This is a genomic window from Priestia endophytica DSM 13796 (assembly GCF_900115845.1).
GTDB lineage: Bacteria > Bacillota > Bacilli > Bacillales > Bacillaceae_H > Bacillus_I > Bacillus_I endophytica.
The window spans coordinates 411,815-438,467 of the sequence record NZ_FOXX01000002.1 but is presented as its reverse complement, the minus strand read 5'-3'; the positions used below and the strand labels follow the sequence as shown (position 1 = coordinate 438,467).

Annotated in this window: 31 protein-coding genes; 6 read left to right on the top strand and 25 right to left on the bottom strand. The window is 36.5% G+C overall.

The window, feature by feature from the left end; all coding sequences use genetic code 11:
* Positions 1-9 precede the first annotated feature (9 nt).
* On the bottom strand, positions 10-594 hold the full coding sequence (locus BM012_RS06635; RefSeq protein ID WP_061803773.1) for a beta-class carbonic anhydrase: 585 nt from the start codon (positions 592-594) through the stop codon (positions 10-12).
* A 294-nt stretch (positions 595-888) separates the two neighbouring features.
* Here BM012_RS06635 and BM012_RS06630 point away from each other — a divergent pair, with 294 nt between their 5' ends.
* Positions 889-1,329: a YtoQ family protein gene (locus BM012_RS06630; protein ID WP_061803772.1), complete on the top strand. Its 441-nt coding sequence runs from the start codon at positions 889-891 to the stop codon at positions 1,327-1,329.
* Between the two features lie 37 nt (positions 1,330-1,366).
* Here BM012_RS06630 and BM012_RS06625 read toward each other — a convergent pair whose 3' ends face one another.
* The 8 genes from BM012_RS06625 to BM012_RS06590 all read right to left on the bottom strand — a co-directional run bounded on the left by BM012_RS06625 (position 1,367) and on the right by BM012_RS06590 (position 9,063).
* Positions 1,367-2,734, bottom strand: coding sequence for a PTS transporter subunit EIIC (locus BM012_RS06625; protein WP_061803771.1), 1,368 nt, complete (start codon positions 2,732-2,734; stop codon positions 1,367-1,369).
* A gap of 27 nt (positions 2,735-2,761) precedes the next feature.
* Complete coding sequence (murQ, locus tag BM012_RS06620) at positions 2,762-3,646, bottom strand: N-acetylmuramic acid 6-phosphate etherase (RefSeq protein WP_061803770.1); 885 nt, start codon at positions 3,644-3,646, stop codon at positions 2,762-2,764.
* 112 nt (positions 3,647-3,758) lie between these two features.
* Complete coding sequence (locus BM012_RS06615) at positions 3,759-4,601, bottom strand: MurR/RpiR family transcriptional regulator (protein WP_082802545.1); 843 nt, start codon at positions 4,599-4,601, stop codon at positions 3,759-3,761.
* A gap of 115 nt (positions 4,602-4,716) precedes the next feature.
* Complete coding sequence (locus BM012_RS06610; RefSeq protein ID WP_061803768.1) at positions 4,717-5,187, bottom strand: TraR/DksA C4-type zinc finger protein; 471 nt, start codon at positions 5,185-5,187, stop codon at positions 4,717-4,719.
* A 95-nt stretch (positions 5,188-5,282) separates the two neighbouring features.
* Complete coding sequence (locus tag BM012_RS06605) at positions 5,283-6,581, bottom strand: nucleotide sugar dehydrogenase (RefSeq protein ID WP_061803767.1); 1,299 nt, start codon at positions 6,579-6,581, stop codon at positions 5,283-5,285.
* Between the two features lie 99 nt (positions 6,582-6,680).
* Complete coding sequence (locus tag BM012_RS06600; protein ID WP_061803766.1) at positions 6,681-7,568, bottom strand: diacylglycerol/lipid kinase family protein; 888 nt, start codon at positions 7,566-7,568, stop codon at positions 6,681-6,683.
* A 164-nt stretch (positions 7,569-7,732) separates the two neighbouring features.
* The gene (locus BM012_RS06595) at positions 7,733-8,494 is read right to left on the bottom strand and encodes a TPM domain-containing protein (protein ID WP_061803765.1); all 762 of its coding nucleotides are present in this window, start codon (positions 8,492-8,494) and stop codon (positions 7,733-7,735) included.
* Positions 8,491-9,063 (bottom strand): LemA family protein, encoded by a 573-nt coding sequence (locus tag BM012_RS06590; RefSeq protein ID WP_061803764.1) that lies wholly within the window; start codon positions 9,061-9,063, stop codon positions 8,491-8,493. The genes BM012_RS06595 and BM012_RS06590 overlap by 4 nt, the downstream gene beginning before the upstream one ends.
* Before the next feature lie 184 nt (positions 9,064-9,247).
* Between BM012_RS06590 and cls the strand changes: the two genes are divergently transcribed.
* Positions 9,248-10,717, top strand: a complete 1,470-nt coding sequence (gene cls / locus BM012_RS06585; RefSeq protein ID WP_061803763.1) for a cardiolipin synthase — start codon at positions 9,248-9,250, stop codon at positions 10,715-10,717.
* Between the two features lie 33 nt (positions 10,718-10,750).
* Here the strand turns inward: cls and BM012_RS06580 are convergent, their stop codons facing one another.
* From BM012_RS06580 to BM012_RS06565, 4 genes are all read right to left on the bottom strand, one after another.
* Positions 10,751-11,368: an NUDIX hydrolase gene (locus tag BM012_RS06580; RefSeq protein ID WP_061803762.1), complete on the bottom strand. Its 618-nt coding sequence runs from the start codon at positions 11,366-11,368 to the stop codon at positions 10,751-10,753.
* An 84-nt stretch (positions 11,369-11,452) separates the two neighbouring features.
* Positions 11,453-11,908 (bottom strand): NUDIX hydrolase, encoded by a 456-nt coding sequence (locus BM012_RS06575; RefSeq protein ID WP_061803761.1) that lies wholly within the window; start codon positions 11,906-11,908, stop codon positions 11,453-11,455.
* Between the two features lie 124 nt (positions 11,909-12,032).
* The gene (locus BM012_RS06570; protein ID WP_061803760.1) at positions 12,033-12,518 is read right to left on the bottom strand and encodes a DinB family protein; all 486 of its coding nucleotides are present in this window, start codon (positions 12,516-12,518) and stop codon (positions 12,033-12,035) included.
* Between the two features lie 90 nt (positions 12,519-12,608).
* The gene (locus tag BM012_RS06565; RefSeq protein ID WP_061803759.1) at positions 12,609-13,925 is read right to left on the bottom strand and encodes an MATE family efflux transporter; all 1,317 of its coding nucleotides are present in this window, start codon (positions 13,923-13,925) and stop codon (positions 12,609-12,611) included.
* Between the two features lie 386 nt (positions 13,926-14,311).
* Between BM012_RS06565 and BM012_RS06560 the strand changes: the two genes are divergently transcribed.
* Positions 14,312-15,223, top strand: a complete 912-nt coding sequence (locus BM012_RS06560; protein ID WP_061803758.1) for an ABC transporter ATP-binding protein — start codon at positions 14,312-14,314, stop codon at positions 15,221-15,223.
* On the top strand, positions 15,220-16,137 hold the full coding sequence (locus BM012_RS06555; protein WP_061803757.1) for an ABC transporter permease: 918 nt from the start codon (positions 15,220-15,222) through the stop codon (positions 16,135-16,137). The genes BM012_RS06560 and BM012_RS06555 overlap by 4 nt, the downstream gene beginning before the upstream one ends.
* Before the next feature lie 45 nt (positions 16,138-16,182).
* Here BM012_RS06555 and BM012_RS06550 read toward each other — a convergent pair whose 3' ends face one another.
* The 5 genes from BM012_RS06550 to BM012_RS06530 all read right to left on the bottom strand — a co-directional run bounded on the left by BM012_RS06550 (position 16,183) and on the right by BM012_RS06530 (position 18,877).
* The gene (locus tag BM012_RS06550; RefSeq protein ID WP_061803756.1) at positions 16,183-16,401 is read right to left on the bottom strand and encodes a hypothetical protein; all 219 of its coding nucleotides are present in this window, start codon (positions 16,399-16,401) and stop codon (positions 16,183-16,185) included.
* Between the two features lie 68 nt (positions 16,402-16,469).
* A complete protein-coding gene (locus tag BM012_RS06545) occupies positions 16,470-16,910 on the bottom strand; it encodes a hypothetical protein (protein ID WP_061803755.1) in 441 nt (146 codons plus the stop codon).
* 83 nt (positions 16,911-16,993) lie between these two features.
* Positions 16,994-17,344 (bottom strand): polymorphic toxin type 35 domain-containing protein, encoded by a 351-nt coding sequence (locus BM012_RS06540; protein ID WP_139210310.1) that lies wholly within the window; start codon positions 17,342-17,344, stop codon positions 16,994-16,996.
* 92 nt (positions 17,345-17,436) lie between these two features.
* Entirely contained in the window at positions 17,437-17,661 is a 225-nt protein-coding gene (locus tag BM012_RS06535; protein WP_040058151.1) for a hypothetical protein, read from the bottom strand.
* Positions 17,662-17,776: 115 nt separating this feature from the next.
* Positions 17,777-18,877, bottom strand: a complete 1,101-nt coding sequence (locus tag BM012_RS06530) for a M24 family metallopeptidase (protein WP_061803753.1) — start codon at positions 18,875-18,877, stop codon at positions 17,777-17,779.
* A gap of 190 nt (positions 18,878-19,067) precedes the next feature.
* On the opposite strand from BM012_RS06530, the gene BM012_RS06525 reads away from it, so the two are divergent.
* Positions 19,068-20,168, top strand: coding sequence for a mechanosensitive ion channel family protein (locus BM012_RS06525; RefSeq protein WP_061803752.1), 1,101 nt, complete (start codon positions 19,068-19,070; stop codon positions 20,166-20,168).
* Positions 20,169-20,209: 41 nt separating this feature from the next.
* Here the strand turns inward: BM012_RS06525 and BM012_RS06520 are convergent, their stop codons facing one another.
* The 4 genes from BM012_RS06520 to BM012_RS06505 form a co-directional block, all read right to left on the bottom strand.
* Positions 20,210-21,577 (bottom strand): hemolysin family protein, encoded by a 1,368-nt coding sequence (locus BM012_RS06520; RefSeq protein WP_061803751.1) that lies wholly within the window; start codon positions 21,575-21,577, stop codon positions 20,210-20,212.
* Between the two features lie 112 nt (positions 21,578-21,689).
* A complete protein-coding gene (locus BM012_RS27160; protein WP_019393245.1) occupies positions 21,690-22,085 on the bottom strand; it encodes a MerR family transcriptional regulator in 396 nt (131 codons plus the stop codon).
* A gap of 123 nt (positions 22,086-22,208) precedes the next feature.
* Complete coding sequence (locus BM012_RS06510) at positions 22,209-22,949, bottom strand: NAD-dependent protein deacylase (RefSeq protein ID WP_061803750.1); 741 nt, start codon at positions 22,947-22,949, stop codon at positions 22,209-22,211.
* A 12-nt stretch (positions 22,950-22,961) separates the two neighbouring features.
* On the bottom strand, positions 22,962-23,369 hold the full coding sequence (locus tag BM012_RS06505; RefSeq protein WP_019393243.1) for a CBS domain-containing protein: 408 nt from the start codon (positions 23,367-23,369) through the stop codon (positions 22,962-22,964).
* 171 nt (positions 23,370-23,540) lie between these two features.
* Here BM012_RS06505 and BM012_RS06500 point away from each other — a divergent pair, with 171 nt between their 5' ends.
* On the top strand, positions 23,541-24,080 hold the full coding sequence (locus BM012_RS06500; RefSeq protein ID WP_061803749.1) for a 5' nucleotidase, NT5C type: 540 nt from the start codon (positions 23,541-23,543) through the stop codon (positions 24,078-24,080).
* 46 nt (positions 24,081-24,126) lie between these two features.
* On the opposite strand, the gene BM012_RS27030 is transcribed toward BM012_RS06500, so the two are convergent.
* From BM012_RS27030 to BM012_RS06490, 3 genes are all read right to left on the bottom strand, one after another.
* Positions 24,127-24,258, bottom strand: a complete 132-nt coding sequence (locus tag BM012_RS27030; RefSeq protein WP_260393240.1) for a hypothetical protein — start codon at positions 24,256-24,258, stop codon at positions 24,127-24,129.
* Between the two features lie 331 nt (positions 24,259-24,589).
* The gene (locus tag BM012_RS06495; protein WP_061803748.1) at positions 24,590-25,924 is read right to left on the bottom strand and encodes a sensor histidine kinase; all 1,335 of its coding nucleotides are present in this window, start codon (positions 25,922-25,924) and stop codon (positions 24,590-24,592) included.
* A complete protein-coding gene (locus BM012_RS06490) occupies positions 25,921-26,583 on the bottom strand; it encodes a response regulator transcription factor (RefSeq protein WP_061803747.1) in 663 nt (220 codons plus the stop codon). The genes BM012_RS06495 and BM012_RS06490 overlap by 4 nt, the downstream gene beginning before the upstream one ends.
* Positions 26,584-26,653: the final 70 nt, after the last annotated feature.

The following is a 26,653-nucleotide window of genomic DNA, read 5'->3' as shown; positions in this document are numbered from 1 at the left end:
CACTTTTTCTTAGACAGTACGCTCTACTTTTTCTTCTTTTATAAGCGATGTCACATGATCAACCTTTCCATTTTCTGGATTAATGATAAGACCGTGAATTTTTATTCCTTGAGGCAGAAGTGGGTACTCATGGAGGAATGAAACACTTTCTTTTACGCTATCTTCTACATGATCAAATCCTTTGAGCCATCTTTCAAAATTAACTCCTTCATTTGCTAATTGTTGCACGCCTTGTTGAATGTCGCTTCTGTCCTTCCATTTTTCAAGTAAATTGTCGCAACAAAATCCTGCCATACCGCAGTCATGATGACCTACGACAAAAATTTCTTCAACACCAAGCTCATAAACTGAAACAAGGATGCTTCTAAGAACATTTTCACTTTTTTCACAAACAAGAGCACCTGCTGTTTTAATAATGTTGGCATCTCCATTTTTTAAATCAAGGGCTTCTGGCAACATTTTAATTAAACGAGCGTCCATGCATGTAATGACGAGCATATTTTTATTAGAAAATTTACTTGCTTTAAACTTTTCTCCTTCGCCTTTTGCTACAAATTCCTCGTTCTTCTTTAACATGCTTTCTAATCGTTCCACCTTATTCATCCTTTCTTCCCTACGGCTTTTTAATTTGAACCGTTTTCTTTTATGTTCTTTTAAAGAATAAAAGGAAAATATGAGAGAATAATTAGATAAATATTAGAATTCTATGAGATTTTAGAAAATTTAAAAGGCATTTAACTTTCTTAATTTTTAATACAACTCAATTTTGTTAACTTATTGTAAATTAAACAACAAGTATTACAGAACTAATACAAAAGAACCTTTCTAAAGAAAGGTTTCTTTCTTATGATAAAAAGGTATAATGAACTGAAAAAGGAGGATTACATAATGGAACTTACCATTTATTTAGCAGGACAGATTCACGATAACTGGCGCGATATATTAAAAAGTGAAGCAAGTGACTTAAACTTACCACTTACATTTGTTGGTCCAATGGAAAATCACGATCGTTCTGATAACATTGGCGAAGAAATTCTAGGAAAACAACCTAATAATATTTTCAAAGATGAAGCAGCTTCTGCTATTAATAATCTACGAACTGAAATTTTAATGAATAAAAGTGATGTTGTTATTGCTCTTTTCGGAGATAAATATAAACAGTGGAATACAGCCATGGATGCATCACGCGCAATTGAAAAAGGAAAACCGCTTATTTTAGTTCGCCCGGAAACTCTTCATCACCCATTAAAAGAACTGTCAAACAAAGCACAAGTTGTTGTGGAAACACCACAGCAAGCTTTGCAAGCTCTTTCTTATGTATTTTCATAAAAAAAGCGTCTCGCATATGCGAGACGCCTTTTACCTTCTATTCTACTGAAACCTCTTTTTCTTTCCTAAGGTTTTGAGCCATTTCTTCTTTATAGCCAAAGAAGTAAGTGAAAATGAAACCTGCCCCGTAGGAGATTAAAAGACCAAGCAAGTATAAAATAATTTTCCCATCTACAACAAGCAGTGTAAGCGGAAGCCCTGAGATTCCTACTGCTTTTGTTGCTGTTGCGAAAACAGCTTGTGAAGCTCCTCCAACAGCAGCTCCTAGACACGCTGTAATAAATGGACGTCCAAGCGGTAAAGTCACCCCGTATAAAAGCGGTTCTCCTACCCCTAAAAATCCTACAGGAAGCGCTCCATACAAGTTTTTCTTAAGGCGCTCGTTTTTCGTTTTTGCTAAGATAGCAAGCCCTGCTCCAACTTGACCTGCCCCAGCCATCGCTAAAATAGGAAGAAGCGGAGTAGCTCCTGTTGCTTGAATAAATTCCATATGAAGAGGAATCAATCCGTGATGAAGCCCTACCATTACAAGAGGCAAAAATGTACCTGCTAGTACGGCACCAGCGAGAGGCCCACCTATTTCTAGCACAGCAGTTAAGATGCTTAAAATCCCTTCTGAAAGAAGCCCTCCCAGTGGCTGAATAATGTACATTGTACTTATTCCAACAATAAGAAGCGTGAGAAGAGGAGTTAAAATAATGTCTACAGCGTTCGGAATAAACTTTCTCACATTTCGTTCAATAACGGTCATAAACCAAGCTGAGATGAGAACAGCAATAAGTCCGCCCCGCCCTGCTGTTACTTCTTCTCCCATAATTGTAAGATCCAGAGTATCAAGAGCTGGGTTAATAATTAATAAACCTGCAATCCCCCCCAGAACTGGCGTACCCCCAAATTCTTTTGCAGCATTAATCCCAACAAAAATCCCAAGATAGGTGAAAATACATCCTCCAATAAACTTCATTAGCACAATCAGTTCATTTGCTTCATCAACACCGCCGTTGATAAGCGTACTTACAATCCCGTTAATAAGCCCTGAAGCAATAAGTCCCGGCAAAAGAGGGATAAAGACGTTTCCAATTTTCTTTAGACCATTTTTGAAAGGTGTATTGTTCTTTTCTTGAATTTTTCTTTTTTGATCTTCTTCAACTGAAGATTGATCAAAAAACTGCTGAAATTCTGAAGCCACTTTATTCACAAAACCAGGCCCTAAAATAATTTGGATTGTTTCATCTTCTACAACTCCAATAACATCGTCTATTTCTTCGAGTTTTTGAATATTTACCTCTTCTCGGTTATAGACGTTCACTCTAAGCCTTGTCATACAATTTGTAAAATTAGCGACATTCTCCTCAAACCCAAGACAAGCTAAAATTTTGCATGCTACTTTCCGCTCCTTTGACATTGTACTCCCCCTCTTTTTTTACCTATCTTAAAGAGCCTGACGTACAAATCCATTACTAGTCTGCAATTTTTTTTGGGCTTCCTCTGCTGTACAATTGGTTAAAACCATTAAAATGGCAACTTTAATATTTTGTTTTGATTGATCATAATAGATAGAAGCCTCTTCATATGATATACCTGTCGCCTCCATAATAATTCGTTTTGAGCGCTCTACAAGCTTCTCATTTGTTGGCTGTACGTCTACCATTAAGTTTTTATATACTTTGCCTATCTGAATCATTGAAACAGTTGAAATCATATTTAGCAAAAGCTTTTGGGCTGTTCCTGCTTTTAATCTTGTTGAACCTGTAAGAACTTCCGGGCCTGTATTAACTTCAATTGCCACGTCTGCTAGAGCACTAATAGCTGTTTCTTTATTACATGAAATCGCACATGTTGATGATCCTCTTTCTCTAGCATATCGCAAGGCTCCTATAACATATGGTGTTCGTCCACTCGCTGCAATACCAATAACAGTATCATTAGAGGTAATGTTCAGCAATTTCATATCTTCTGCTCCTAAATCTTCACGATCTTCTGCTGCTTCAACAGCTTTAATAAAAGCTGACTCTCCTCCTGCCATGACCCCTTTTACAAGGTTTGGATCTGTGCCAAACGTTGGCGGACATTCCACAGCATCAAGAACACCAAGACGTCCACTCGTTCCTGCTCCAACGTACAAAAGCCTCCCCCCTGATTTAAAGCTTTCTACAACTAGACTTACAGCTCTTTCAACTTTTTCTAATTCTTTTTGAATAGCTTCAGGAACTTTCTTGTCTTCTTCGTTCATAATACGTAAAATATCTTGAATACTCATTGTATCTAATTCTTCTGTTTGATTGTTGCGACGTTCTGTTCCTAAACGTTCTAACACTTCCCCACTCCCTTTGATATCGCTTTCATATATTCTTATTTTATGAAAAAATGAAACAAATAGTCAATATTTTTATTATTTTTAGTGAAATTATGTTTCATTCAGCATATTGCTACCTTCTTAAATTTATGACCGCTTCTCTTGTTTCATGAAACTTTTGAAGAATATCATCACTAAGACGGTTAAAGACATTAATATACAAGGCATCAACAATGTTAAGCTGGGAAGTTCTAGAAGCAATGCTCCCAATTCGGTAATCTTGTTCAACATCTGGAATACAAAGTGGGAAATCTGCTGTTTTATAAAGCGGTGTTTTTTCAAGTTTTGTAATAGCTGCGACACATAACCCTTGTTTCTTAGCTAGTCGAGCTAGTTCGACGACTTCTTTTGTTTTTCCAGATGTTGAAATTCCTACAAAAAGATCTTTTTTCTCCATGCTTGTAATTAAATTAATGGCCATATGAAAGTCGTATGAAACTAAAGAAGGATAGCCAAGCTTTGAAAACTTATATGTAGCATCCATAGCACTTACAGCAGATCCACCAACACCGAAAAAAAAGATTCGGTTTGCTCCTAGACATTTCTCAATGACACGTTCAAATATACTCCCATCAAGAGAACTTTCCGCCATATCAAGCGCTTTTCGACTAGCGTTCGTTACTTTCATAAAAAGCTGCAACGGAAGATCATCCTTATGAATTCTCGACACTTCGTTAATATAATCGTTTCCACTGAGTTCACGCAGCAAAGACATCTTAAATGTTTTATAACTTTTAAGCCCTATTTTCCTACAAAAACGAACAATGCTAGCTTCACTTACCTTACAGCGAAGAGAAAACTCTTTTGTTGTTAAAGTTGGAATTTCTTCAACATTACTTAAGATATACCCAGCGATCTTTTCCTCTGACTTTGTAAATCCTTTTTTACCTTCTTTGATTTGTTGCAATAAGCTCAATGACAATCCCCCACTTTTTATAAAGTCAATCTATTTTCTTTATTTTACGGGGTGGAAAAATGGAATACAATATTTCTTTTCCATATAAAAAGCACAATCACATATTGTGATTGTGCTAGAAAGCATCCTGTTCTTCTTTTAATGAATCAACGGTTAAAGTCTTTTCTTCATCAATGCGTCGACTTGGCTGTGTCGCTCGGTCTGCATTTGGAGAAGGCTGTCCTTTTTCAAACTTCTCCTGTGCTTTAGCTGTTCGTTTTGCATAAGGATTAGCTTTTAAACGTTCGTATGGGATTTCTTCACCAGTATCTACACAAATACCGTATGTGCCATCTTCCATACGCTGTAATGCTTCATCTACTTGTTGAAGTAAGCGTTCATCAACTTCACGAATCGTCTCATCTCGTTCACGCTCATATTGCTCTGTTGCAATGTCTGCTAGATGATTGTCAACTCCATTCGTTAATTCACCTGTTGACTCTTTTAAATCTTCTTTTGGCGTTTCTTCTACTCGCTCTGTTTTATATTTTTTCATATTTAAAAGCATTTCTTTCAAATGCGTTTCTTGTTCTTTAGTTAAAGCCATTTTATTCTCTCCTTTTTTCTTTACTATTTTCATTCCCCCTTTCCTATTGTTTAAACATATAAAAAAGCTATCTCAAAGACAGATAGCTTTTTCCCTTACCTCTTAAAAAAAGATGTTCCGCCACCAAGCTCAACTACTTTAGCAGTTCCTTTTGCACCTTGGAGCACTCCACGCGTGTCAAAAATAAGGTTTGCCTTTTCTAAAATCTGCTCTTTTGGCAGCACGCTATGATCTGTTAAAATTACAACACAGTCGCTTTCACTTAGCTCTTTATCAAGTAGCGAGACGCTATGATGAACATCCCCATTGATCATAATACGCTCAAAGTGTGGATCGTGATAAGTTACATTAACCCCTTTTTCAAGAAGGTGTTCCATCACTTCTACAGCTTTTGAATCTCTCACATCTGGTATATCTCTTTTATACGTTAATCCGTAGAGTAAAACGCTTGTTTCTTCAGGTTCTTTTCCTACTATTTCTAATGTTCTTTCAACAATATACTGAACAATTTTTTCATTTGTAGAAGTTGATAACTCAATAAAGTTGCTAGTAACCCCTTTTTCTTTTGCTTTAAATTGCAAATAGAGAGGATCTACCGGAATGCAGTGACCACTAATGCCTGGGCCTGGATAAAAAGGCGCGAATCCATATGGCTTTGTGCTTGCAGCTGCAATCACTTCCCATACATCAATGTTCATCTGATCACAAAGCATCGCCATTTCATTAATAAAAGAAATGTTGATAAATCGGTATGTGTTTTCTAAAAGCTTTGTAAGCTCGGCAATTTCAGGTGAGGAAACAGGGACAACCGTTTGATAAATCTTTGAATATAAATCACAAGCAACTTCCTGACAATCTGAAGTAATTCCTCCAATTACTTTCGGAATATCTCCAAGCGAGAATTGAACATTCCCAGGGTCAACGCGTTCTGGAGAGTATGCTAAATGAAAGTCTTTCCCTGCTTCAAGCCCACTTTCTTCTAAAAGAGGTTGAAGAATCTCTCTTGTTGTTCCTGGAAACGTAGAGCTTTCGAGAACAACAAGCTGACCTTTTTGAAGATGAGCTTTTAACGCCTCTGCGGCTTTCTCAATATAAACAAGATTTGGAACATATTCTTCTTTAAGAGGAGTTGGAACACAGATAATGATTGCATCTACTTCCTCTACATTTTTATAGCTAGAAGAAACAGAAAAACGTTTTGATTTCATACTTTCTTCTACACTCTTGTCACTAATATCTGAAATATAGCTTTTCCCATTGTTTAAAGAGCGAATTTTATTTTCATCTAAGTCAATTCCAACAACCGTGAATCCTTTTGATAATAGCAACATAGATAGAGGCAATCCAACAAATCCCAACCCTACTACAGCTATTTTCTTCTTATCATTATGCATGTAAAAACCCGCCTTTGCTCTATTCCTTTTATAGGGTATGCATAATGAAAGAAGTTGGCATGGACACCACACCAATTATAAAATATTAATTCTTTTATTTTAGAGATTCCCTACAATCACTTCTAAAAATCGTGGTAGAACGGTTATAGTATCTGGAGTATAATATTTGCGCTCACCATCACAGTCAATCTTTTGTGCTGATGATGTGGTCACTTTAACATGCTTAGCTTGAAATTTAAGAATACTTTCCTCTTGAATAACTTTCTCATCTGAAAAATTTGAGAGAAAAAGCTTCCAAAACGTCTGTACGTTTGATTCCGTTACAACAAGCACGTCCAAACAAGAATCTTGAAGATGGTTTTTCGGAAAAAAAGGTCTTAGCCCTCCTGTAAAAGCCCCGTTTCCTACTACAACCATAACAGCTTCTCCTTTAAACTCCTCTTCATCGCCTTCTATTTCTACATAGAAAGGTTCAACATTTGTAATCGTTTTAGCTGTACTCATATAATAAGAGAGTTTACCAAAACGAGCTTTTGAATCTTTCTCAATATTTTCAGATACTTCATTAATGAGCCCAATTCCCCAAAAGTTTGAAAAGTATTGATGCTCACTCTTCCCAATGTCTACTTTTTCAACTCTTCCTGTTGCAATTTGCTGTGCTGCTTTGATAATATTTTGATCTATTCCAATTCCTCGTGAAAAATCGTTACATGTTCCTCCTGGAAGCACCGCAAATAAAGGTCTTGTTTTTAGCTCACACATAGCATTAATGAGCTCGTGAATCGTTCCATCCCCCCCTGCTCCAATAATTAGATCAACTTTACTTTCAAGCTCTTTTACTAAGCGGGCGCCGTCTCCTTCTCTTTTTGTTTCATAAACAGAAAGTGGAGCATACGTGCTTTCTATGATTTCCTTTATATGTTGTAACTCTTTTTTTATTTTTCCGTTGCCTGCATTAGGATTTAAAATCAGTGCTGCTGACATCATCGTCACCTTCCCCTATTCATAGTACTTTATCTTTGTTTATTCCCTTTTTCAAAAAATTGTACACAATCCCCCCTGTATTGCTTGTCCTTTTTTACATGAGTCTTAGAGAAACGCTCACAAAGAACTTATCGTTCAAATGAAAGAGTTTCTCTCGCTTTTGTTTTCTACCATTTCCGGCTTGCTCCCCCACCGCCAGCGCTTCCACCACCGCCGCCGATATTGCCTCCACCTCCACCTCCTCGAAAAAGAAAAAGAAGCTGAAGCAATAAATTTGTAAGAAAGCCACCAAAAAACTTTACATCAATCACAATAAGAATAATCAAGATAATACCTATAATAATTGCAACAAACGGATTCATTTCTTGTCCTGAAGAAGCTTCCTTTTCAGCTGGTGTGGCTGTTTTTCCTTCCCATTTTGTTTCCACTCCGTATTCCTTAGCTGTTTCCGCATAAAGAACGCGGTATGTTTCAACAATTCCTTTTCCATACTTCCCTTGTTTAAAATAAGGAAGGGTAAATTCATCCAAAATAACTCCTGCTTTAGAATCAGGTATTGCTCCCTCAAGACCATATCCGACCTCAATGCGAACTTCTCTTTGTTCACTGCCTTTTACAACAAGAAGAAGAACACCATTGTTAAGCTCCCTGTCACCTAGCTTATACTGTCTAAATGCCTCAATTCCGTACTCTTCAATTGCCATTCCATCTGTTGAAGAGACCGTTAGTACCGCAATTTGAGCTTTTGTTTTTTGTTGAAGACTTCTCCCCATTTGCTTCAATTCCTTGGCTTCCTCTGTTGTTAGAAGCTTTGCAAAATCTTGAACATAAATATCGCCAACTGGTGTTGGAGCGTTAGCACTTGCTGAAAAAGGGCAAAGAAATAGAGTAAAAAAACAGGGGAACATAAAAAAACGGGAGAGGCTCATTTGCTTCCGCTCCCAAAGTCTACTTGAGGATTTTCTTGATCTTTCTCACTTACTTCATAATACGATTTTTTTGAAAATCCAAAAATATTAGCCATAATGTTTCCTGGGAAACGTCGAACTTTTAAGTTGTATGTTTCGACACTTTCGTTGTAATCACGGCGAGCAACAGCTAAACGATTTTCTGTTCCTTCAAGCGTATCCATTAAACTCCTAAAATTCTCGTTTGATTTGAGGTTTGGATAATTTTCAACAACAACGAGAAGACGATTCAAAGCTCCGTTCAAGTTCTCATCTGCGTTTGCATATTCCTTTGGAGTATTTGCTCCCGCAAGCTGGGCACGAGCATCTGTTACAGATTGAATGACTTCTTTTTCTTGACTTGCATATCCTTTTACAGTTTCAACTAGATTAGGAATTAAATCTGAGCGACGTTTTAACTGATTTTCTACCTGTGCCCATGACGTATCTACTTTTTGTTCCTGTGTGACAAGACCGTTATATGAACTAAACGAAAAGATTGCAAGCAGTACGATGACGCCAAGGACAATCCAAAGTCCCCATTTTTTCACATTATCCACCTCTTTTTCTGATCTTAGTTATAGTATGAACGAAAAACATTTTTTATTTCATGCGTTGTTAAAATAGCTATTTCTTTTCTTTCTAACGCTTTTTTTCTATAATTGAACAGAAGTAGCGGTTAAAAACATAAAGATCAACTCAACCTACTACAACAGCAAACTAAAGGAGCATTCTATGGAAGTAAACGATTTCTTTGCCGGGATCATGCCTCCTTATGTCCCAACAGTGCTGCTTGTTCTAAATATTTTGCTTGCAATGGCAATTGTCTTTTTAGAACGACGCAACATTACAGCAACATGGGCATGGGTTATGATATTAGGGTTTATCCCAATTGTTGGATTTATTTTATATTTAATATTTGGTCAAAATTTAAGCAAAAGAAAAATTTTTACTTGGGATAAAAAAAGTAAAGAATATATTAAGAAAATTGTTGCAAATCAGCGCGAACTTCTTCAATCACATATGTTTGATTTTCACAATCCCATCAATAAAAAGCACCAGCATTTAATTGCCATGCTTTTAAATAACGATCGTGCTATTTTCACTCAAGATAATGAAGTTGATCTTTTTATTGACGGAAGGGAGAAATTTGACTCCCTTTTTCAAGATCTTGAAAAAGCGAAACATCATATTCATATGCTGTACTACATTTTGAGATCAGACGAGCTTGGGACTAAACTTGGGAATTTGCTTATTAAAAAAGCGAAAGAGGGAGTTAAAATAAGGCTTCTTTACGACGATATGGGCTCTAGAGGACTCAGTCGGAAGCTTGTAAAAAGCATTCGAGCAGCAGGGGGAGAAGTTGAAGCATTTTTCCCGTCTCGCTTTCCACTCGTTAACCTCCGCTTAAATTACCGCAATCACCGAAAGCTTGTTATTATTGATGGAAGCATTGGATATATTGGTGGATTCAACGTTGGAGATGAGTATTTGGGACTAAATGAAAAGTTTGGATATTGGAGAGATACGCATTTACGTGTCAAAGGTGAAGCTGTTCACCATATTCAAAGCCGCTTTATTTTAGATTGGAATCAAGCTTCAAAACACGATATTTCTTTTAAGGGACATTATTATCCTCCAGTTTCTCCCAGAGGAGACGTTGGTGTTCAAATTGTTTCAAGCGGTCCTGATTCTCAATGGGAACAAATAAAAAACGGCTATATTAAACTTATTTTATCAGCGGAACGCTATATTTATATTCAAACTCCTTACTTTATTCCTGATGATAGCTTACTTGATGCACTTCGCATTGCGGCTCTTTCAGGTGTAAAAGTAAAAATTATGATTCCAGACAAACCTGATCACCCTTTTGTATATTGGGCAACATATTCGTATATTGGAGAGCTTTTAAAAGCAGGAGCAGACGTTTATATTTATGAAAACGGCTTTCTTCATGCAAAAACTATTGTTATTGATGATGAGATTGCTTCAGTTGGTACTGCAAATATTGATGTAAGAAGCTTTCGCCTAAACTTTGAAGTAAACGCTTTTCTTTATCATTACAAAACCGCTATGAAGCTTGCCGCAATCTTTGAAGATGACATGCTAAAGTCAAAGAAACTGACTCGTGAGATTTATGATCAGCGCTCCTACTATATCCGCTTTAAAGAATCGATTTCTCGCTTATTATCACCTATCTTATAAAAAAAAGAGACAAAGCTAGGCTTTGTCTCTTTTTTAATCTATAATCGTCTCCATATTAGGATTTTCAAGAAAGCGGAAAAAGGTGTCAATTTGGGCCTTTGTCACACGTTTGACAGAAAGCGGTGGCAAATTTTCTTGCTCACAATATTGAACATCAAGTGTTTCCATCCCTGCTTTAAGCTCTCCGCCTTTTACTTCACAAAGAAGATAGAGATTGTAAATATGGAAAAATGATGGTGGGTGATCATGGTGATGCTGATCAAAAACGGCAAGAAGACGTACAGGCTCCACCTCAATTCCTGCTTCTTCTTTCACTTCTTTTACAACAACTTCACGCGGGCTTAATCCAATGTCTGCCCATCCTCCAGGAAGAGACCATAGCCCATCTTGTTCTTCTTGCACCATTAAGATTTTATTTTCCTGAAACACAACTGCTCTTACCGCCACTTTTGGAGTTGGATATCCTACTTCCCCCTCCAATAGGGTGTCTAACATATTAGCATCTACTTTTGTATACTGAAGCAGAATTTCTTTGCTTAGTTCTCTAAGTTGTTCGAAACGTTCAATATCATACTTATCTTTTGAGTATGCTAATCCCGCTTGCGCAATTCCCTGCATTTGTTGTACCCATGCTAACCAGTTTTCACTCACAGTCTCTCACCCTTTACCTAGTTTTCGAGCAAAAAGACGCTCGTCTTTTATAGTATGCAAAGATAAAAAGGCATGTTTCTCTATTTATTCTAGTATTGTTGCACCTACTTTTAGCAACACTTTACTCGTTCTCTTCTCAAGCGGCGGTAAATTTTCTTGAGAAAAGAAAGAAAGTTTCTTTGCTTCCTTAAAGTTACACTGCAAGCTTCCGTATGGGTCAATAGCTAAAAAAACGGAAATGATATTATACACTTCATCACCGTTAGGATATTTAAAATAGTAGTCTTCCCCTGAAAGAATATCCATAAATTGAAGTTTATGAGCTGTTAACCCTGTTTCTTCTTTGAGCTGTCTTGCAGCTGCTTCTTCAAATGTTTCTCCAAGCTCCATAGCTCCACTCGGCAATCCCCATGTTTCTGTATCTTTCCTATGTAATAAAAGTACTTTATTTTCCTCATTCACAACGAGAATCATGGCACTTGGGACAAAAAGAGAAGACGCCCCTATTTTCTTTCTCATCTGCTCAACGTATCTTTCCATAACAATCCTTCCTCATAACAGCGATTTTTCCTAATCTTAACATAGATTTCACACCTATTGTGTACTGCTTTATATTTATTTTCTTTTAAATAAGAAAAAGGCCGTCCGATGAACGGCCTTCTCCTTATTTACTTTGCCCTTTTAAAGCATAATTCAATCCTTTAATTACACCATCATGAAGAGTTTCGTGCCAAAGGCTGAAAGAAAAAAGCTCTCCAATTGTTTTCATTTCCACGCTTCTAAGTTTGAATGGTTCAACAAGCTCATTATCAAATTTCCCTGCAAATGTTTGAGGAAATTGTTCAAGCTGACGAGTTAATTCTTTCTTAACTTCTTCTAGTGATGGAGCTGTTTTTTCCCATCCGTCTTTTTTTGGATCTGTTCCCATATCAAAATGAGAAATAAACTCTTCTGAAAGCTCTGGTTTTTGTCGTAATCCTAATCCATATAGCACGCGTTCTTGAATAACGGCAATATGTCCTAAGTTCCAGTGGATAGAGTTGCTGAATCCTTCTGGAATAACATCAGCCTTTTCCTCTGACGTTGTCTCTAGTAAACGAATTGTCCCTGAACGTAAAAATTGAAATTGATTTATTAAACCTTTTTCCATACTATCGCCTCCCACCCCTATCTTACACTTTTCAACTAGGAAATATAAAACAATAACATCTGAAACTCTACTAAAATAGAGCAAATATATTTAAACAGGCATTCCCTTGGTCAGTACCTGTTTTTTCAGTTTTGGCAAAGAAGCAACCAAAAATAAAGAACGACCAGCGTTAAATACTAAAAAGGCAATCCACAACCCATGATTTCCATAAAACGGGGGAAGCAAGAAATACGAGACTAAAAAGAAAAAGAGTGCAAAAATAGTAGAATCTCGAATTGGTTTTGCTCTTGTTGCTCCTGTGAAAACACCGTAAAAAAGCAAACCAGCACCTGTAGCAAAAGGAAATAGAGTGAGCCAAAAACTATACTCTTTAGCAGCTTCAATTGTGCTCATGTCGTTTGTAAATAACGAGAACAAAGCACTGTCCATAAAGAGGTAGCACAAACTTAAGAAACAAACAACAATGAGTCCCCAATACATTGTAAGCGAAAGACCTTTGTTATACAGAGATTCGTTATTACTTCCAACAGCTCTTCCTACAACAATACTTGTAGCATTAGCAAAACCATCTAAGCAATAAGCCATAATAAATTGAATTTGAAGAAGAATGGCGTTTGCTGCTAGTATTTCCGTACCAAAATCCGCTCCTTTTGCTGTAAACATATTGTACATAACAATTAAACAAAACGTTCTAATAAAAAGATCACGGTTGACTTCAAGCATTTTTTTAAAAGAGGAAAAATCAGCAGTGCTCACAAATGACCATTTTTTTAAAGAAAGGTTAAATGTTTGAGCAATGATGATCATTCCCACAACGGCTCCCGAAACTTCAGCAATTAGGGTTGCAAAAGCAACGCCCTTGACCGCCCAACCGAATCCTTGGACAAATAAGAAGTCGAGAACGATATTCACAACGTTCATTCCAATCTGCAGAAAAAGAGACACTTTTACCCGTCCAGTGCCAATTAAAAAGCCTAATATGACATATGTTATAAGCGCAAATGGCGCTCCCCATATGCGGATATAAAAATAGTTTAATGCAAGTTCCTGCACTTCCTGACTTGGTTTGATAACCATTAATGCTATCTTGCCGATCGGCCACTGCAATAAAAGAAAAGAAACGCCAACAAGTAGAGCAAGAAACATCGGCCGCGTTAAAGCATGAAGAAGTTCTTCCTTTGCTCCCTTCCCTACTGCTTGGGCTGAAAATCCCGACGTGCTTACTCTTAAAAACCCAAACAGCCAATAAATCGTGCTAAAAATTAAACTACCAATGGCAACCGCTCCAATATATGTAGCTCCGCTTACGTGTCCAACAATTGCTGTGTCAACAGCGCCGAGAATGGGAGTTGTCATTGTTGACAGCATAAGCGGAATGGCCAGGCTAAGATATTCTTTATGTCTCATATTTTCACTTCCTTACTCTTTTAAAAAGCAAATGTTCTGGCTTACATGTATCAACAATAGCTCCTTCTTTCATGACTATAATTTTGTCGCTCCCCCCCCTTACACAGAAGTTAGATCATGCGAAAGAAACAAATAAGGGTTTCCATATAATTCTTTTAAAAATTCTAAGATAGAAAAAGCAGTTAAAGATAAAAATACCCCTTTAATTTTCTTCATGGCACCTTATAATGCGTAATGATTACGATTTATCCTCACTAAGGATAATGTATTTTCAAAAGAAAGTAAATAATTTATTTAAAAATGGACTTTTAATGAAACCAACTTCTTCCTGCTCCGTACTACTATATTGTGAAAGAAACTCACAATCTATCAAAGGAGGAAATAGAATGGAAAACATGGTTGAAGTTCGTGAACTTCAGAAAGTAATTGGTAAAAACACCATTATTGATAATCTTTCTTTTTCAATTCGAAAAGGCGAGATTATTGGACTTGTTGGCCCAAACGGCGCAGGTAAAACAACAACGATCAGGATGATGGTTGGCCTTATTTCAATGAATAGCGGGGATGTTTTAATTAACGGCCACAGCATCAAACAGGAGTTTGAAAAAACGCTTGAGGGAGTTGGAGCAATTGTTGAGAATCCGGAGTTCTATCCTTATCTAACAGGACGTCAGAACCTTCTCCACTTCGCTCGTATGCATAAAAATGTTACAAAGGAACGAATGAAAGAAGTTGCAGAGTGGCTAGAAATTGATTCTTACCTTGATAAAAAGGTGAAAACATATTCACTTGGCATGCGTCAGCGACTAGGTTTAGCTCAAGCTCTCCTACATAATCCTAAGTTTTTAATTTTGGACGAGCCAACAAATGGCCTTGATCCTGCTGGTATTCGTGAGTTCCGTCTTCTTTTAAAGAAGCTTTCTCATGAAAGAGGATTATCTGTGTTAGTTTCTTCACATTTACTTGCTGAGATTGAACAAATGTGTGATCGTATTGTTGTTATTAGTAAAGGAAAGCTTGTTCGCGTACAAGATGTGAATCAAAACAGTACTGATGATACTTCTTCTATTTATGAATTGCAGTGTGATCAAGCAGAAAACGTTGTCGCTTTCTTAACGGAAAAAGGACTAAAAGCGGAGCAAAAAGAAGATCTTGTCCAAGTTTCAATTACAAAGCTTGAAGCTTCTCCTCTCATGAAAGAACTTTTTGACAATGGATTTACGCTTTATCGCTTTAATCCTGTCCGCAAAACACTTGAAGATTCATTCTTTGAAATGACAGGAGGCGACCAAAAATGATGAGTTTAGTACAAAATGAATGGATGAAAATCTTTAGACGTCGCGGAACGCTCGTAATGCTGATTTTAACCGTAGTTGCAGCAATTGGAATTGGCATCATTAGTCAGCAAACAACTAACTTCCTTGCAGGAGATGACTGGAAGCAGACGGTGCAAGATGAAATAAAAGATGATCAAAAAACGCTAAATGACTCGAAAGTGTCAGATAGTGAGAAGCAGTTTGCTCAAGAAAATATTGCGAAAAATCAGCTTGCACTTGATAAAAATATTAATCCTTATGGATATACACTTCCTCAATTTTTAAATGAATCTACCTTTTTAATTTCCTTTGTTGCTCTATTTATGGTTGTAATCGCAGCAACAACGATTTCAAGTGAATTTTCTTTTGGCAGTATTAAACTTCTTATGATTCGTCCGTTTAAACGCTATAAGATTTTAACATCAAAACTTATTGCTATTTTCTTAACTTCTCTTGTCTTTCTTGCTGTATTGCTTGCTTCTTGTTTCCTTATCGGAATCATCTTGTTTGGATTTGAAACAAGCGCTACAATTTTTGATATGAGTTCTGCAAGTGGAATTAAAGAAGTTTCTATTGATGGAGATTTCTTTTTGTCTTATCTTTATGGAATTATAGACATCTTACTTGTCGCTATTTTAGCATTTGCGCTCGCGACTGTGTTTAAAGCGAACGCCATTGCAGTTGGAATTTCCATTTTCCTTATGCTCTCAAGTAACGCAATTGATTACTTCCTTCAGTCAAAATTTGACTGGGCAAAATATTTATTCTTTGCGAATACTTCCCTTGTTGGAGCTGAAGACGTATCATTTACGTTTATTGTCCAAATTGTTCACATTGCCGTCTTTTTATTTGCTGCCTATTTTGTCTTCTCAAAACGGGACATCACAAACGGTTAATATCTAAAAAAGGTGGATGCATATGCATCCACCTTTTTTAAATCTTTAATCACATCCTCCTCCACCGCCATCACTTCCGCCACTATCACACGAATTTGAATCACTTGCAAAAAAGCTAAAACCGCTCGTATGGCCAGCATCACCTGACACTTGGCTTCTTTTCTTTCTCTCTTTTATCTTTTCATCATTAGCCATATTTACAAGAAAAGTAATAATACCTACAGTAAATAATAAAATAATGGCTCCTATTATCAAAATGTTCATCTTTTCCCCTCCTTTTCCTTATTATAGTTATACGAAAAGAAAGGCTATAAGTTTCAATTTTCTGAATTCTAAGCAAGTAAAGATAATGTGAAAGATGAACCTCTTAAGAAAAATGTTAACCTCTGCTCCATTTTAGCCAACAAATCTTTAATATCTGTTGCAACTCGTTCATGTTGCCAATAAATAGAGCCTGTATGATCTATGAACATATAAATATCTTCTTTCACTTCTAAAAATGGTAGCATTGTAGCTTCTCTAGAAGATAGCTCCATTAATTCTGAAGGACTAATAATCCGATTAAACAACCGCTGGGACGCTTCAGGATACACAAATCCAAACCCTACTTCTTTATAAAAAACGGCAAGCTCTTTTGGTAACCCTCCCGTAAAATACTGCTCACATTGTTTGATTTCTTGAGAAGAAGCAGGAAAGAAAACGTGAAGAGCGGCAGGAAAAGATGTTAAAGGTTTATTATGAACATAGCTTTGCAAATACTGAAATTTTTTCATTTTTTTCTTCCTTTCTTTTCACAAATAATTTTATAAATGAAATGTAAAAAAAGCAGTACACGACGCACCACTTTCTCAGCATGCTATAGCGTTTTTCCTTCGAAGTTTATCCATGCGTTTGAAAGTTTGTAGGATCCGTCTTTTAATTGTAAATAAACAACTTCAACAGGTTCTCCCTCAATCCTCTTTGTACGCTTAAAAATTTTTTTATATTTTTGATCTTGTCCCGTTTGAATTACAAGTCTAATGATTTTATCAATCTCGTCCCAATTTCGATTTGGTACAAGACGTTCCCAATAGTGATTGCTTCGCCTACTCCCATAAATAACATGGTGAATTTGATTTTCATTCATCGCTTGCAGCTGAACTAACAAATGATCTACTAACAGAGAGGTCGAATATACGGGTGAAAACGGAGCTAAACCAACGGGCAACACCTCGCTAACATTTAATACTAGCTTATTGCGAACTTTCTGTTATAATGACAAATCTCCATAAAAAAAGAAGCACTTTTTGTGCTTCTTTTTTAAATATGAAAGTGATCCATATCTACTATATAACTTGTTGACTGTTCATGAGGAACTTTTGGCGCTGGTGGTCCAATATCACGAGGCTTTTCATTTGGCGTTGGTTGCATTAAAAAGGCAACGGCTGCCACAACAAGTGCTCCTATAATTGGAACAATCCAAATTAGCCAAAATATTCGCTTTCCTTTTCTATATTCATCTTGATTTTCATTAGGTTCATTCATTTTTTGTAGCTCCTTCCCTCCTCCAAATTAGACCATATATTGAGGAGTGAAAACAAGAAAATAACGTTTTAAAAAATTCCTTTTCTTATTAGTGTCACCACTTGTTCACAATTTATTAAGAAATAACGATAAGCTCTTTTGGAAATTTTGTGAGCGTTTCATATCCATCTTTTGTAATTAATACATCATCTTCAATTCGAACCCCTCCAAGATCTGAGAGATAGATACCAGGCTCAATTGTATAAACCATTCCTTCTTTTAGCACTCCGTCATTATTTTTACTCATTGATGGAAACTCATGAACGCTAATTCCTAGTCCATGCCCAATGCGATGTGTAAAGTACTCCCCATAACCTGCTCTCTCAATTGTATCTCGTGCTACAATATCAAGGTCACCAATTCTTGTTCCAGGACGGCTCTCTTTGAGTGAGGCATTGTTAGCTCGAAGTACTGTATCATAAATTTCTTTTTGTTTATCGCTTACACTTTGATAAACAACTGTTCTTGTAATATCTGAGCAGTATCCGTCAAGCACAACACCAAGATCAAAAAGTACAAAATCCCCCTTCTTCAAAGGACGGTTTCCTGGATTACCGTGGGGCTGACCTGATTTTTCTCCGAAAAGTACAAGCGTTGAAAATGACATTTCGCGAATTCCTTTTCGCTTGAGCTCATATTCAATTGTTGCAACAACGTCCATTTCTGTAACGCCTTCTTTTAACGCTTGTACCCCTACTTCCACTCCATAGTCCGCAAGCTGTGCTGCTTTTCTCAATATCTCAATTTCGTTTTCTTCTTTAATAAGACGAAGTTCATTCATCTTCTTCGATCCGTCCACAAAGCTCGCTTTTTCGAAAATCTCACTAAGTTTTTCAGCTCTTTCGTATGTTAAAACTTCTTTTTCAATTGCTACCTCTTCTGCTCCTTGAAGCCCAAGCTCGCTTATTTTCTGACCAAGAATTTCCCATGGTTCTTCATGATCTTCATATGATAGCATTTCATCTTCCCATCCTGCATCTCTCGCTTGCGTTGCTTCCATTTTAGGAAGGATAAGAATCGCATCCCCTTTTTTTGATGCCAATAAGCCTAAAAGACGCTCGTGTGGATCTGTATAGAACCCGCTAAGATAAAATACGTTTTCTGTGGAAGTGAAAAAAGCGCCATCAATGTTTTGTTCCTCTAACCATGTTGTTACTTTTTTTAATCGTTCATTCATTATTCTTCCTCCTTAATTACTTCCTCTTGTTTACTTTTCTAAAATAGCATTTCTCTTTACTCTTTTAAATCTTATCAAAAAGTTTTATTATAAGTATAATCATGCTAATTAAAGGGTATCATATATATGCATTTGTTACTATTTTAATAGAATGATTAGGCGTGAGATTTATAAATTTGGAGGGAAAGGCTTGGAAATATTGGGTTTAAATGTAGATATTGAAACATGGAAAAGAATTGGAATATCAGTAGTGATCTTTGTTCTCTTTTTAGGACTTCGCAAACTATTTACGTCGTACCTTTTCAAACTTGTACTTGGTTTCGCTCGTCACAAACGAATTAATCTTATTACAACAATATTAGAAGGATTTGAAAAGCCAATAAGATGGCTTTTTGTTATCATTGGTCTCCAGTTAGCGCTTAAATATTTCCCATATACAGTGCTAGAGCATGATCTTCATCGTCATCTTTTTCGCTCGTTATTTATCGCGATGATTGGATGGGGAGTTTACAATGTAGCAGGCTCAACTGCTATTTTCATGGCTACCTTTATTAAAAAATTTGACATTCAAGTTGATAGAATTATTATTCCATTTGTGCAAAAGCTTATTCGCTCACTTGTTATTGTTATGGCAATTTCTATTATTGCACAAGAGTGGGGCTTTAACGTAAGTACATTTGTAGCAGGCCTTGGGATTGGAGGATTGGCATTTGCTCTTGCGGCAAAGGATGCGATCGCAAACCTTTTTGGCGGGATTATTATCATTACAGAAAAACCTTTTACAATGGGAGATTGGATTAAAACACCAAGTGTTGAAGGGGTTGTAGAAGATATTACATTCCGAAGTACAAAAGTACGAACATTTGATCAAGCGCTTGTTACTGTACCAAACGCGACCCTTTCAAGTGAATCGATTATTAACTGGTCTAAGATGGGAAAACGTCAAGTTTCCTTCACGTTAAGTTTGACATACAATACACCTCTTCACGTCGTGAAATCGTGTGTGGAAGAAATTCAAAGCATGCTTGAAAATCATGATGAAGTTGATAAAGAAACCATTATCGTTCGCTTTGAAGACTTTAGTCAATCTAGCCTTGATTTACTTGTCTACTTTTTCTCTACCAACACTGCCTATGTAGAGTATCTCCGCATTCGTGAAGATGTAAATTATAAAATAATCGGTATCTTAGAAAAGTACGACGTTTCTATTGCATATCCAACACAAACGCTTGTTGTACAGCAAAATGACCATCCACTTGCTGAAAATCAGTTTCAACGCGCAAACAGCTAATCGCAAAAGCGATTAGCTGTTTTCATTTCTTTCTTCTATTATTAAGACATTGCTTCAGACTGCTGTGCCGTCTTCATTGGAGCTGAAGCTTGCTGAGTTTTTAACAACCTTGGAGCAGATGGTTTTGTGACTTCAATATACTTGATGTGATGGCTATCCATTTCCACCACTTTGAACTTGAATTCTCCGTGCTCGACAACGTCTCCTTGTTTCACATCAAGCTTTTCTGTTAGAATCCATCCTCCAATAGTATCAATGTCTTCATCGTCAATTTCAATTCCTAATAAGTTATTAATCTCACTTACAAGTAATTTTCCATCAACAAGATAGTGGTTTTCTTTAATTTTACGAATCTCTGGGATTTCGTCTGTGTCAAATTCATCGCGAATTTCGCCCACAATTTCTTCTAAAATGTCTTCAACAGTTACAAGACCGCTTGTTCCACCATATTCGTCAATTAAGACTGCCATATGAATTCGCTCTCTTTGCATTTTAAGCAGAAGATCGTGAATGGGAATAGAATCAATGACCTGAATGATGGGTCTTGTATATTGTTCAAGTGACTTCTCGTCTGGCTGTTTTTCATGAACAAGATCTGCAAACATTTCTTTTACATTTAATAACCCGATAATATGATCTTTATCCCCGTCAATAATCGGATAGCGAGTAAATTTTTCTTCACGGATAATCTCAATTGCTTTTATAATAGACTCATCCTTTGAAAGACTTATCATCTCTGTACGAGGAACCATGATTTCTTTCGCTACACGATCATCAAATTCAAAGATTTTATTTACATATTTAAACTCAGATTGGTTAATCTCGCCGCTTTTATAGCTTTCAGATAGCAAAAGACGGAGCTCTTCTTCCGAGTGAACCATCTCGTGTTCACTTGCTGGACGAAGTCCAAACATTCCTACAAACAAACGAGCTGAACCGTTTAATACCCAAATGAATGGATACATTACTTTGTAAAACAAAATAAGAGGACGCGCTGATAAAAGCGTCACTTGCTCAGCTTTTTGAATGGCTACTGTTTTTGGTGCAAGCTCCCCAACAACAACGTGTAAAAACGTTACGGAAGCAAATGCGATACCAAATGTAAGAATATGAGAAAGTGTAGATGGTATATTCAGCTCTACAAACAGCGGGTTAAGCAACCTTTGAACAGTTGGCTCACCAAGCCATCCTAATCCTAAAGCTGTTACAGTAATACCAAGCTGACACGCTGATAAATACTCATCAAGATGTGAGACGACTTTTTTAGCTGCAAGAGCATTTCGTCCTCCCTCTGCAACGAGCTGATCAATTTGTGAGCTCCTCACTTTCACAATGGCAAACTCCGATGCTACGAAGAAAGCAGTTAAGGCGATTAAAATCGCCACAAGCACCAAGTTTAATATGTCCAAATAAAGCCCCCACTTACCAAAAGTAAGCGAGGTGTCACCTCCTAATAATCCGAAATTTTTACTATTATATCTTTATTTTTAAATATTCAGACTAACTTTTACACGAATGAGCTCAAATATTTCGCAATGATGCTAGCGAGTTCATAAGTGCTGAGCTACGATCGGACAATTTGTGATTTATTGTACGTTTTTCCCCGTCATTTAACAGCTGAAAAAAAGGCAAAAGCTCACAAATATCGTGTTCTAGCCGTTCCATCCGTCCTTCTAAATATTCAGCCTGTTTTTTAAGAGCCTCATTGTCTTTTTCTAATGAGCGAACCATATCTAAGCGCTGTTTAATTTCACACAAAGGCATATGTTCATTTTTACATTGCTCAATAAATTTGAGGTCTTCTAAAGCTTGCTCCGAATAGAAGCGATAGTTTGATGGAGAACGAACAGCTTTTAATAACCCTTTTGTTGTATAATAATCAATTGTCCGTTTAGATACATTAGCTTTTTGAGCCAATTCACTTATCCGATACTCTGCCCCATCCTATCACCTCTTTCATTTTAATTAAATTAATCATACAATACAAAAACCATACAGTCAAACGTGACAGTTTGGCTTCTAACATAAAAGCTTGTTTTCTTATACGTTATGCAGCGGCCCTAAAATGTGTTGAAAAGCATCGCTAATATTCATATGAAAAACGTAATCAAAAAGCGAATCAAAGCGCGTTGCCTCTCGATTAATGATAATGAGCTTTGCATCTGTATGTTCTTTCACGATAAGCGGAATTTGGTTTACTGGTCCTACTTCAAGTGACGAGCCAAGCACAAAAAACAAATCGGATTGCAGAGCATCTCTTACCGCTTCTTCAAATTGCTGAATTGGATCGCCGAAAAGTACAACATTAGGTTTTAAAATTTCCCCACATTCCTTACATCTTGGACAATCATGTTCATTTAAATATTTTAAATCATACTCACGATAGCAAGAACGACAGTGCGCTTTTTTGATTGTACCGTGAATTTCATAGACTGGTTCATGTCCTGAATCATAATGAAGGCCGTCAATATTTTGGGTAATAACACGAATGTTCTTCTCTTTTTCCTGCAGTTTTGATATGTAATGGTACCCTTTATTTGGTACATAGTTATGAAGCATTCTAATTCTAAAAATATCTTTAAAAAGCGTCCAAAATAAGACTGGATCTTTTTCATAAAAATCAAGCGAAACAATGTCTGTAAAATTCATATTTTGTTTATATAATCCATTTGAAGAACGAAAATCCGGAAGGCCTGATTCTGTGCTCATTCCTGCTCCTGTGAAGAAAGTAATTGTATCTGCTTGCTTAATTAGCTTTTGAACTTTTTCAATATCTGTCATGAAAATTAATATTCACTCCTCTATGACTAGTCTATTAACATAGAACTCCATAATTTCGCGTCTTCTAATAATCCCAATAAAAATCCCCTGATCGTCTACAACTGGAACAAAGTTGCGCTCCATCACACTTAAAAACATATGATCCACTTTCTCATTAATCGAGATTGCTTCTACTTTCTCATGCCTTGGCACGTTAGAAAGTGGAATACGCGGCGTATCTTCAAATGTAAACTGTTCACTTTTTAGCTTCCAGAGCAAATCTCCTTCTGTTAAGACTCCTATGTAATGACCTTGCTGATCAATAACTGGAATGGATTTGTAACGATGATATTCCATTTTTTCTAACGCTTGCCTCATCGTCCATTCAATGTTAACAGTAACAACTTCTTGTTTTGGTATCAGAAAAAAAGCAATATTCATGTATAATTCCCCTTATCGTTTGTTCATATAATAGCAATATCCCCTTGCCTTACTATTCTTCATTTTACCGTAAATTTACGCTACGCTCAAAGAATAATAGGAAACTTCATTTTCTTTTCAGGCTTATGTTTTATATAATGAAAAGCAGATTGCACAAAAGGAGTAACTATAATGAAGACACTGCTTATTGATATGGATTCTGTTTTATGCGACCTTATGACAGATTGGCATAAGCGGTACAATGAAGATTATAACGATAATTTATCAGTAGATCGTTTACTATGCTGGGACTCAGCAAAATATGTAAAAAAAGAGTGTGGAAATAAAATTTACGACTACTTAGATGAAGAAGGACTTTTTCTAAATCTAAAGCCGCTGCCAAATGCTATTGAAGTTCTCGAAAGGCTTCATAAACACTACAATATTTTTATCGTTACAACGAGTCATACCTATGCATACACCGAAAAAGAACTGTGGGTCAGAAATCATATCCCTTTTATTGGGGCAAAGAAAATCATTTTTACACACCAAAAAAATCAAGTAAAGGGCGATCTGCTTTTTGACGATGCTCCTCATAACTTAGAAGCGTTCAAGGATGCAGGACGACAGGTTGTTGCGATGGATTATCCATACAACCGCAACATCAATGTTCCTCGTGTGAAAAGCTGGCTCGAATTTGAAGACTTTCTTCAAACAAAAGCATTTTATTAAAAAGGAAGCACGAGTTTGCGTGCTTCCTTTTCTATAAACTGAACGTTTATTTATCGTACGTGTTGTGAGAAAATAACGCTTGAAAAGCGTGTGAAATCTCAATTGATTGAAATACTAATAAAAATGTTGCCGTTATTGAGAAAAACCCAATAAGTAATGGTCTCATAATCGCTAACATATATTTCAACTCCCCTTTGTTTGAAAAGTTAACAATTACTACACTTAGTATAACATTAATTTTGTGAAATAAAAAGTTATTTGTTCCCAACTTCATTTTTTAAAATAAAAAAGAGCTCTAGGCTATATTAAAACCTAGAGCTTTCACTTATTTACAGGATCCGTAATAGTCGTTAATTAAATCTAAAATGGTTGGAAACTCTTCAACAGGCGTAAAGACTTGTTGCTCTTTTCTTTTATCTTCTCCTTGTTCCATTTTCATGTCTCCTTTCCTTCATTCTGTTATAAAACATATGAAGGGAAAGAAGAATTGTTGCATAACAAATAGAAATTTATTGCTTTTGATTTGGGAATTCAAGTAAAAATAGAACTCCATGCTCATTATTTTTTACTGAGATTTCCCCTTCATAAAGCGTCACAAGACGCTTCACAATCGCTAATCCAAGACCAAAGTTTCCTTTGTCCCCTTTTTGAAAAGGTTGAAATAATCTCTGAATTAAATTTTCTTCAAGATGTGGTCCATCGTTATAAAAAGAAAGAAAAACCGTATCTTCTCTTTCTTCCAAACGGATTGAAACGTGCTCTTTTGCATATTTTAAAGCATTATCTAGCATGTTTTCACATATAACACGAAAATGCTCTTCCTGACCATAAACAACAAGGGAAGGACATGCTACATTAACAGAAACATCCGGTCTATTTGTCCGCAGTCGCTGAACAACCTCTTTTACAAGAACGTCCATTTCTACTTTGTGCTTCTCTTGATTTTGTTGAGAAACGTAGTCAAGCTTTGTCAAATAAAGTAAATCTTTAATTTTACTTTCTAGACGATTCGCTTCACCATCAATCGTTTCAAGGGTGCTTTCAAACGTTCCATTTGGATGAATGCCATCACGTAGAGCTTCCGTATAGCTTCGAATAACCATAATAGGAGTTTTTAAATCGTGCGAAATATTTTGAAGCATCGATTGCTGTGCTTCATCCTGCTTTTTAAGCTGAACGCGCATCTCATCAATCGAATGAGCAAGAACCCCTATTTCATCTGACCGATCTGTTTCAAGCGTACTATCCCATTTTCGATTAGCAATGCGCTGAACATGTTGCTTCATCTCTACAATTGGCTTTGCGAGCCATTTTGAAAAGAAAAAAGCAATTAAAATTCCGCATAAAAGAACAATTAAAGAAACGAGAAAAATACGTTTAAACAATGTTTTCACAAGCTGCTGGCGATAGGAATCCCACATATAAGAAATTTGATAAAAACCTTCGCCTTCTACACGAATTTTTCTAATCGCATAAAGCATTTCTTGATTGTGGACATTCAGCTTATAACGTTGTGTATTCTTCTCTTGGCTTATTGCTTGCTTATATAAAAAGTTGAGCACGTTGTTTGGTAAGCTCGTATCATTAGCAATCTCTCCATTAACCCCAAGAAATACGTGTTGAACAGAGCGCAGGTTTTGCTGCTGCTTCAAGTCTTGAAGCGTTTGAAAAGGTTCGTTATGGCTTGTTAATGTTTGCTGTGAAGCCTCAATTGTTGCATATGTTTCACTTGTAAAAAATTCATTAAGCGTTCCTCTGACAAAAATTAAAATCATCGCTCCCATTAAGCAGATAACCGCGGTAAATACAATTAAAATTTGTGCAAAAAGCGGTTGCTTCTTCATAGCGAAACGGCTCGATATCCATAAGCATAGATTGTTTCAAGCTTTAAGTGCGGCACCTTTTTCCGAATCCTTCTTACAAGGTCGTCCACAACGCGATCAGAACCAAAATAATTATCTCCCCAAATTAAGTTCAAAATTTCTTCTCTTGAAAAAGATTGTCCAAGATGGGAAGCAAAGAGGAATATGATATCAAACTCTTTTGGAGAAAGAGCAATTTCCGCTCCATTTTCTTCAATCGTCCGCATCATTTGATTGATTTTATATGGACCATATTGCAAAACACTCGGTCGAGCTTGTCCATATATACGCTGAAGCAATTTTTTTGTGCGTACAACAAGTTCTTTTGGCAAAAACGGCTTTGCCAAGTAATCATCACTCCCCATTTCAAGACCGATAATTCGATCAAGATCAGCATCCCGCGCTGAAATATAAATAATGGGTACATTTTCATCCACTTTTTTGATTCGTTTTAAAAGCTCATAGCCATCTAAATCTGGCAACATAATATCTAAAATCCATAGATGAGGTTTTTGAGGGATAAACCGGCTAGCTTCTTCTCCTGTTAAAAAAGATGTTACCTTCCAGCCTTCTTTTTCTAAATACGTTTTAAGTACGGTGTTCAACGTTTTTTCATCTTCTACTAAATAAATATCATACATAACGAAGGATTCCTCCACGATTACTTTTCTTCAACTGCTCTGTTTCTATTGTACAAAAAGTAAGGAGGAT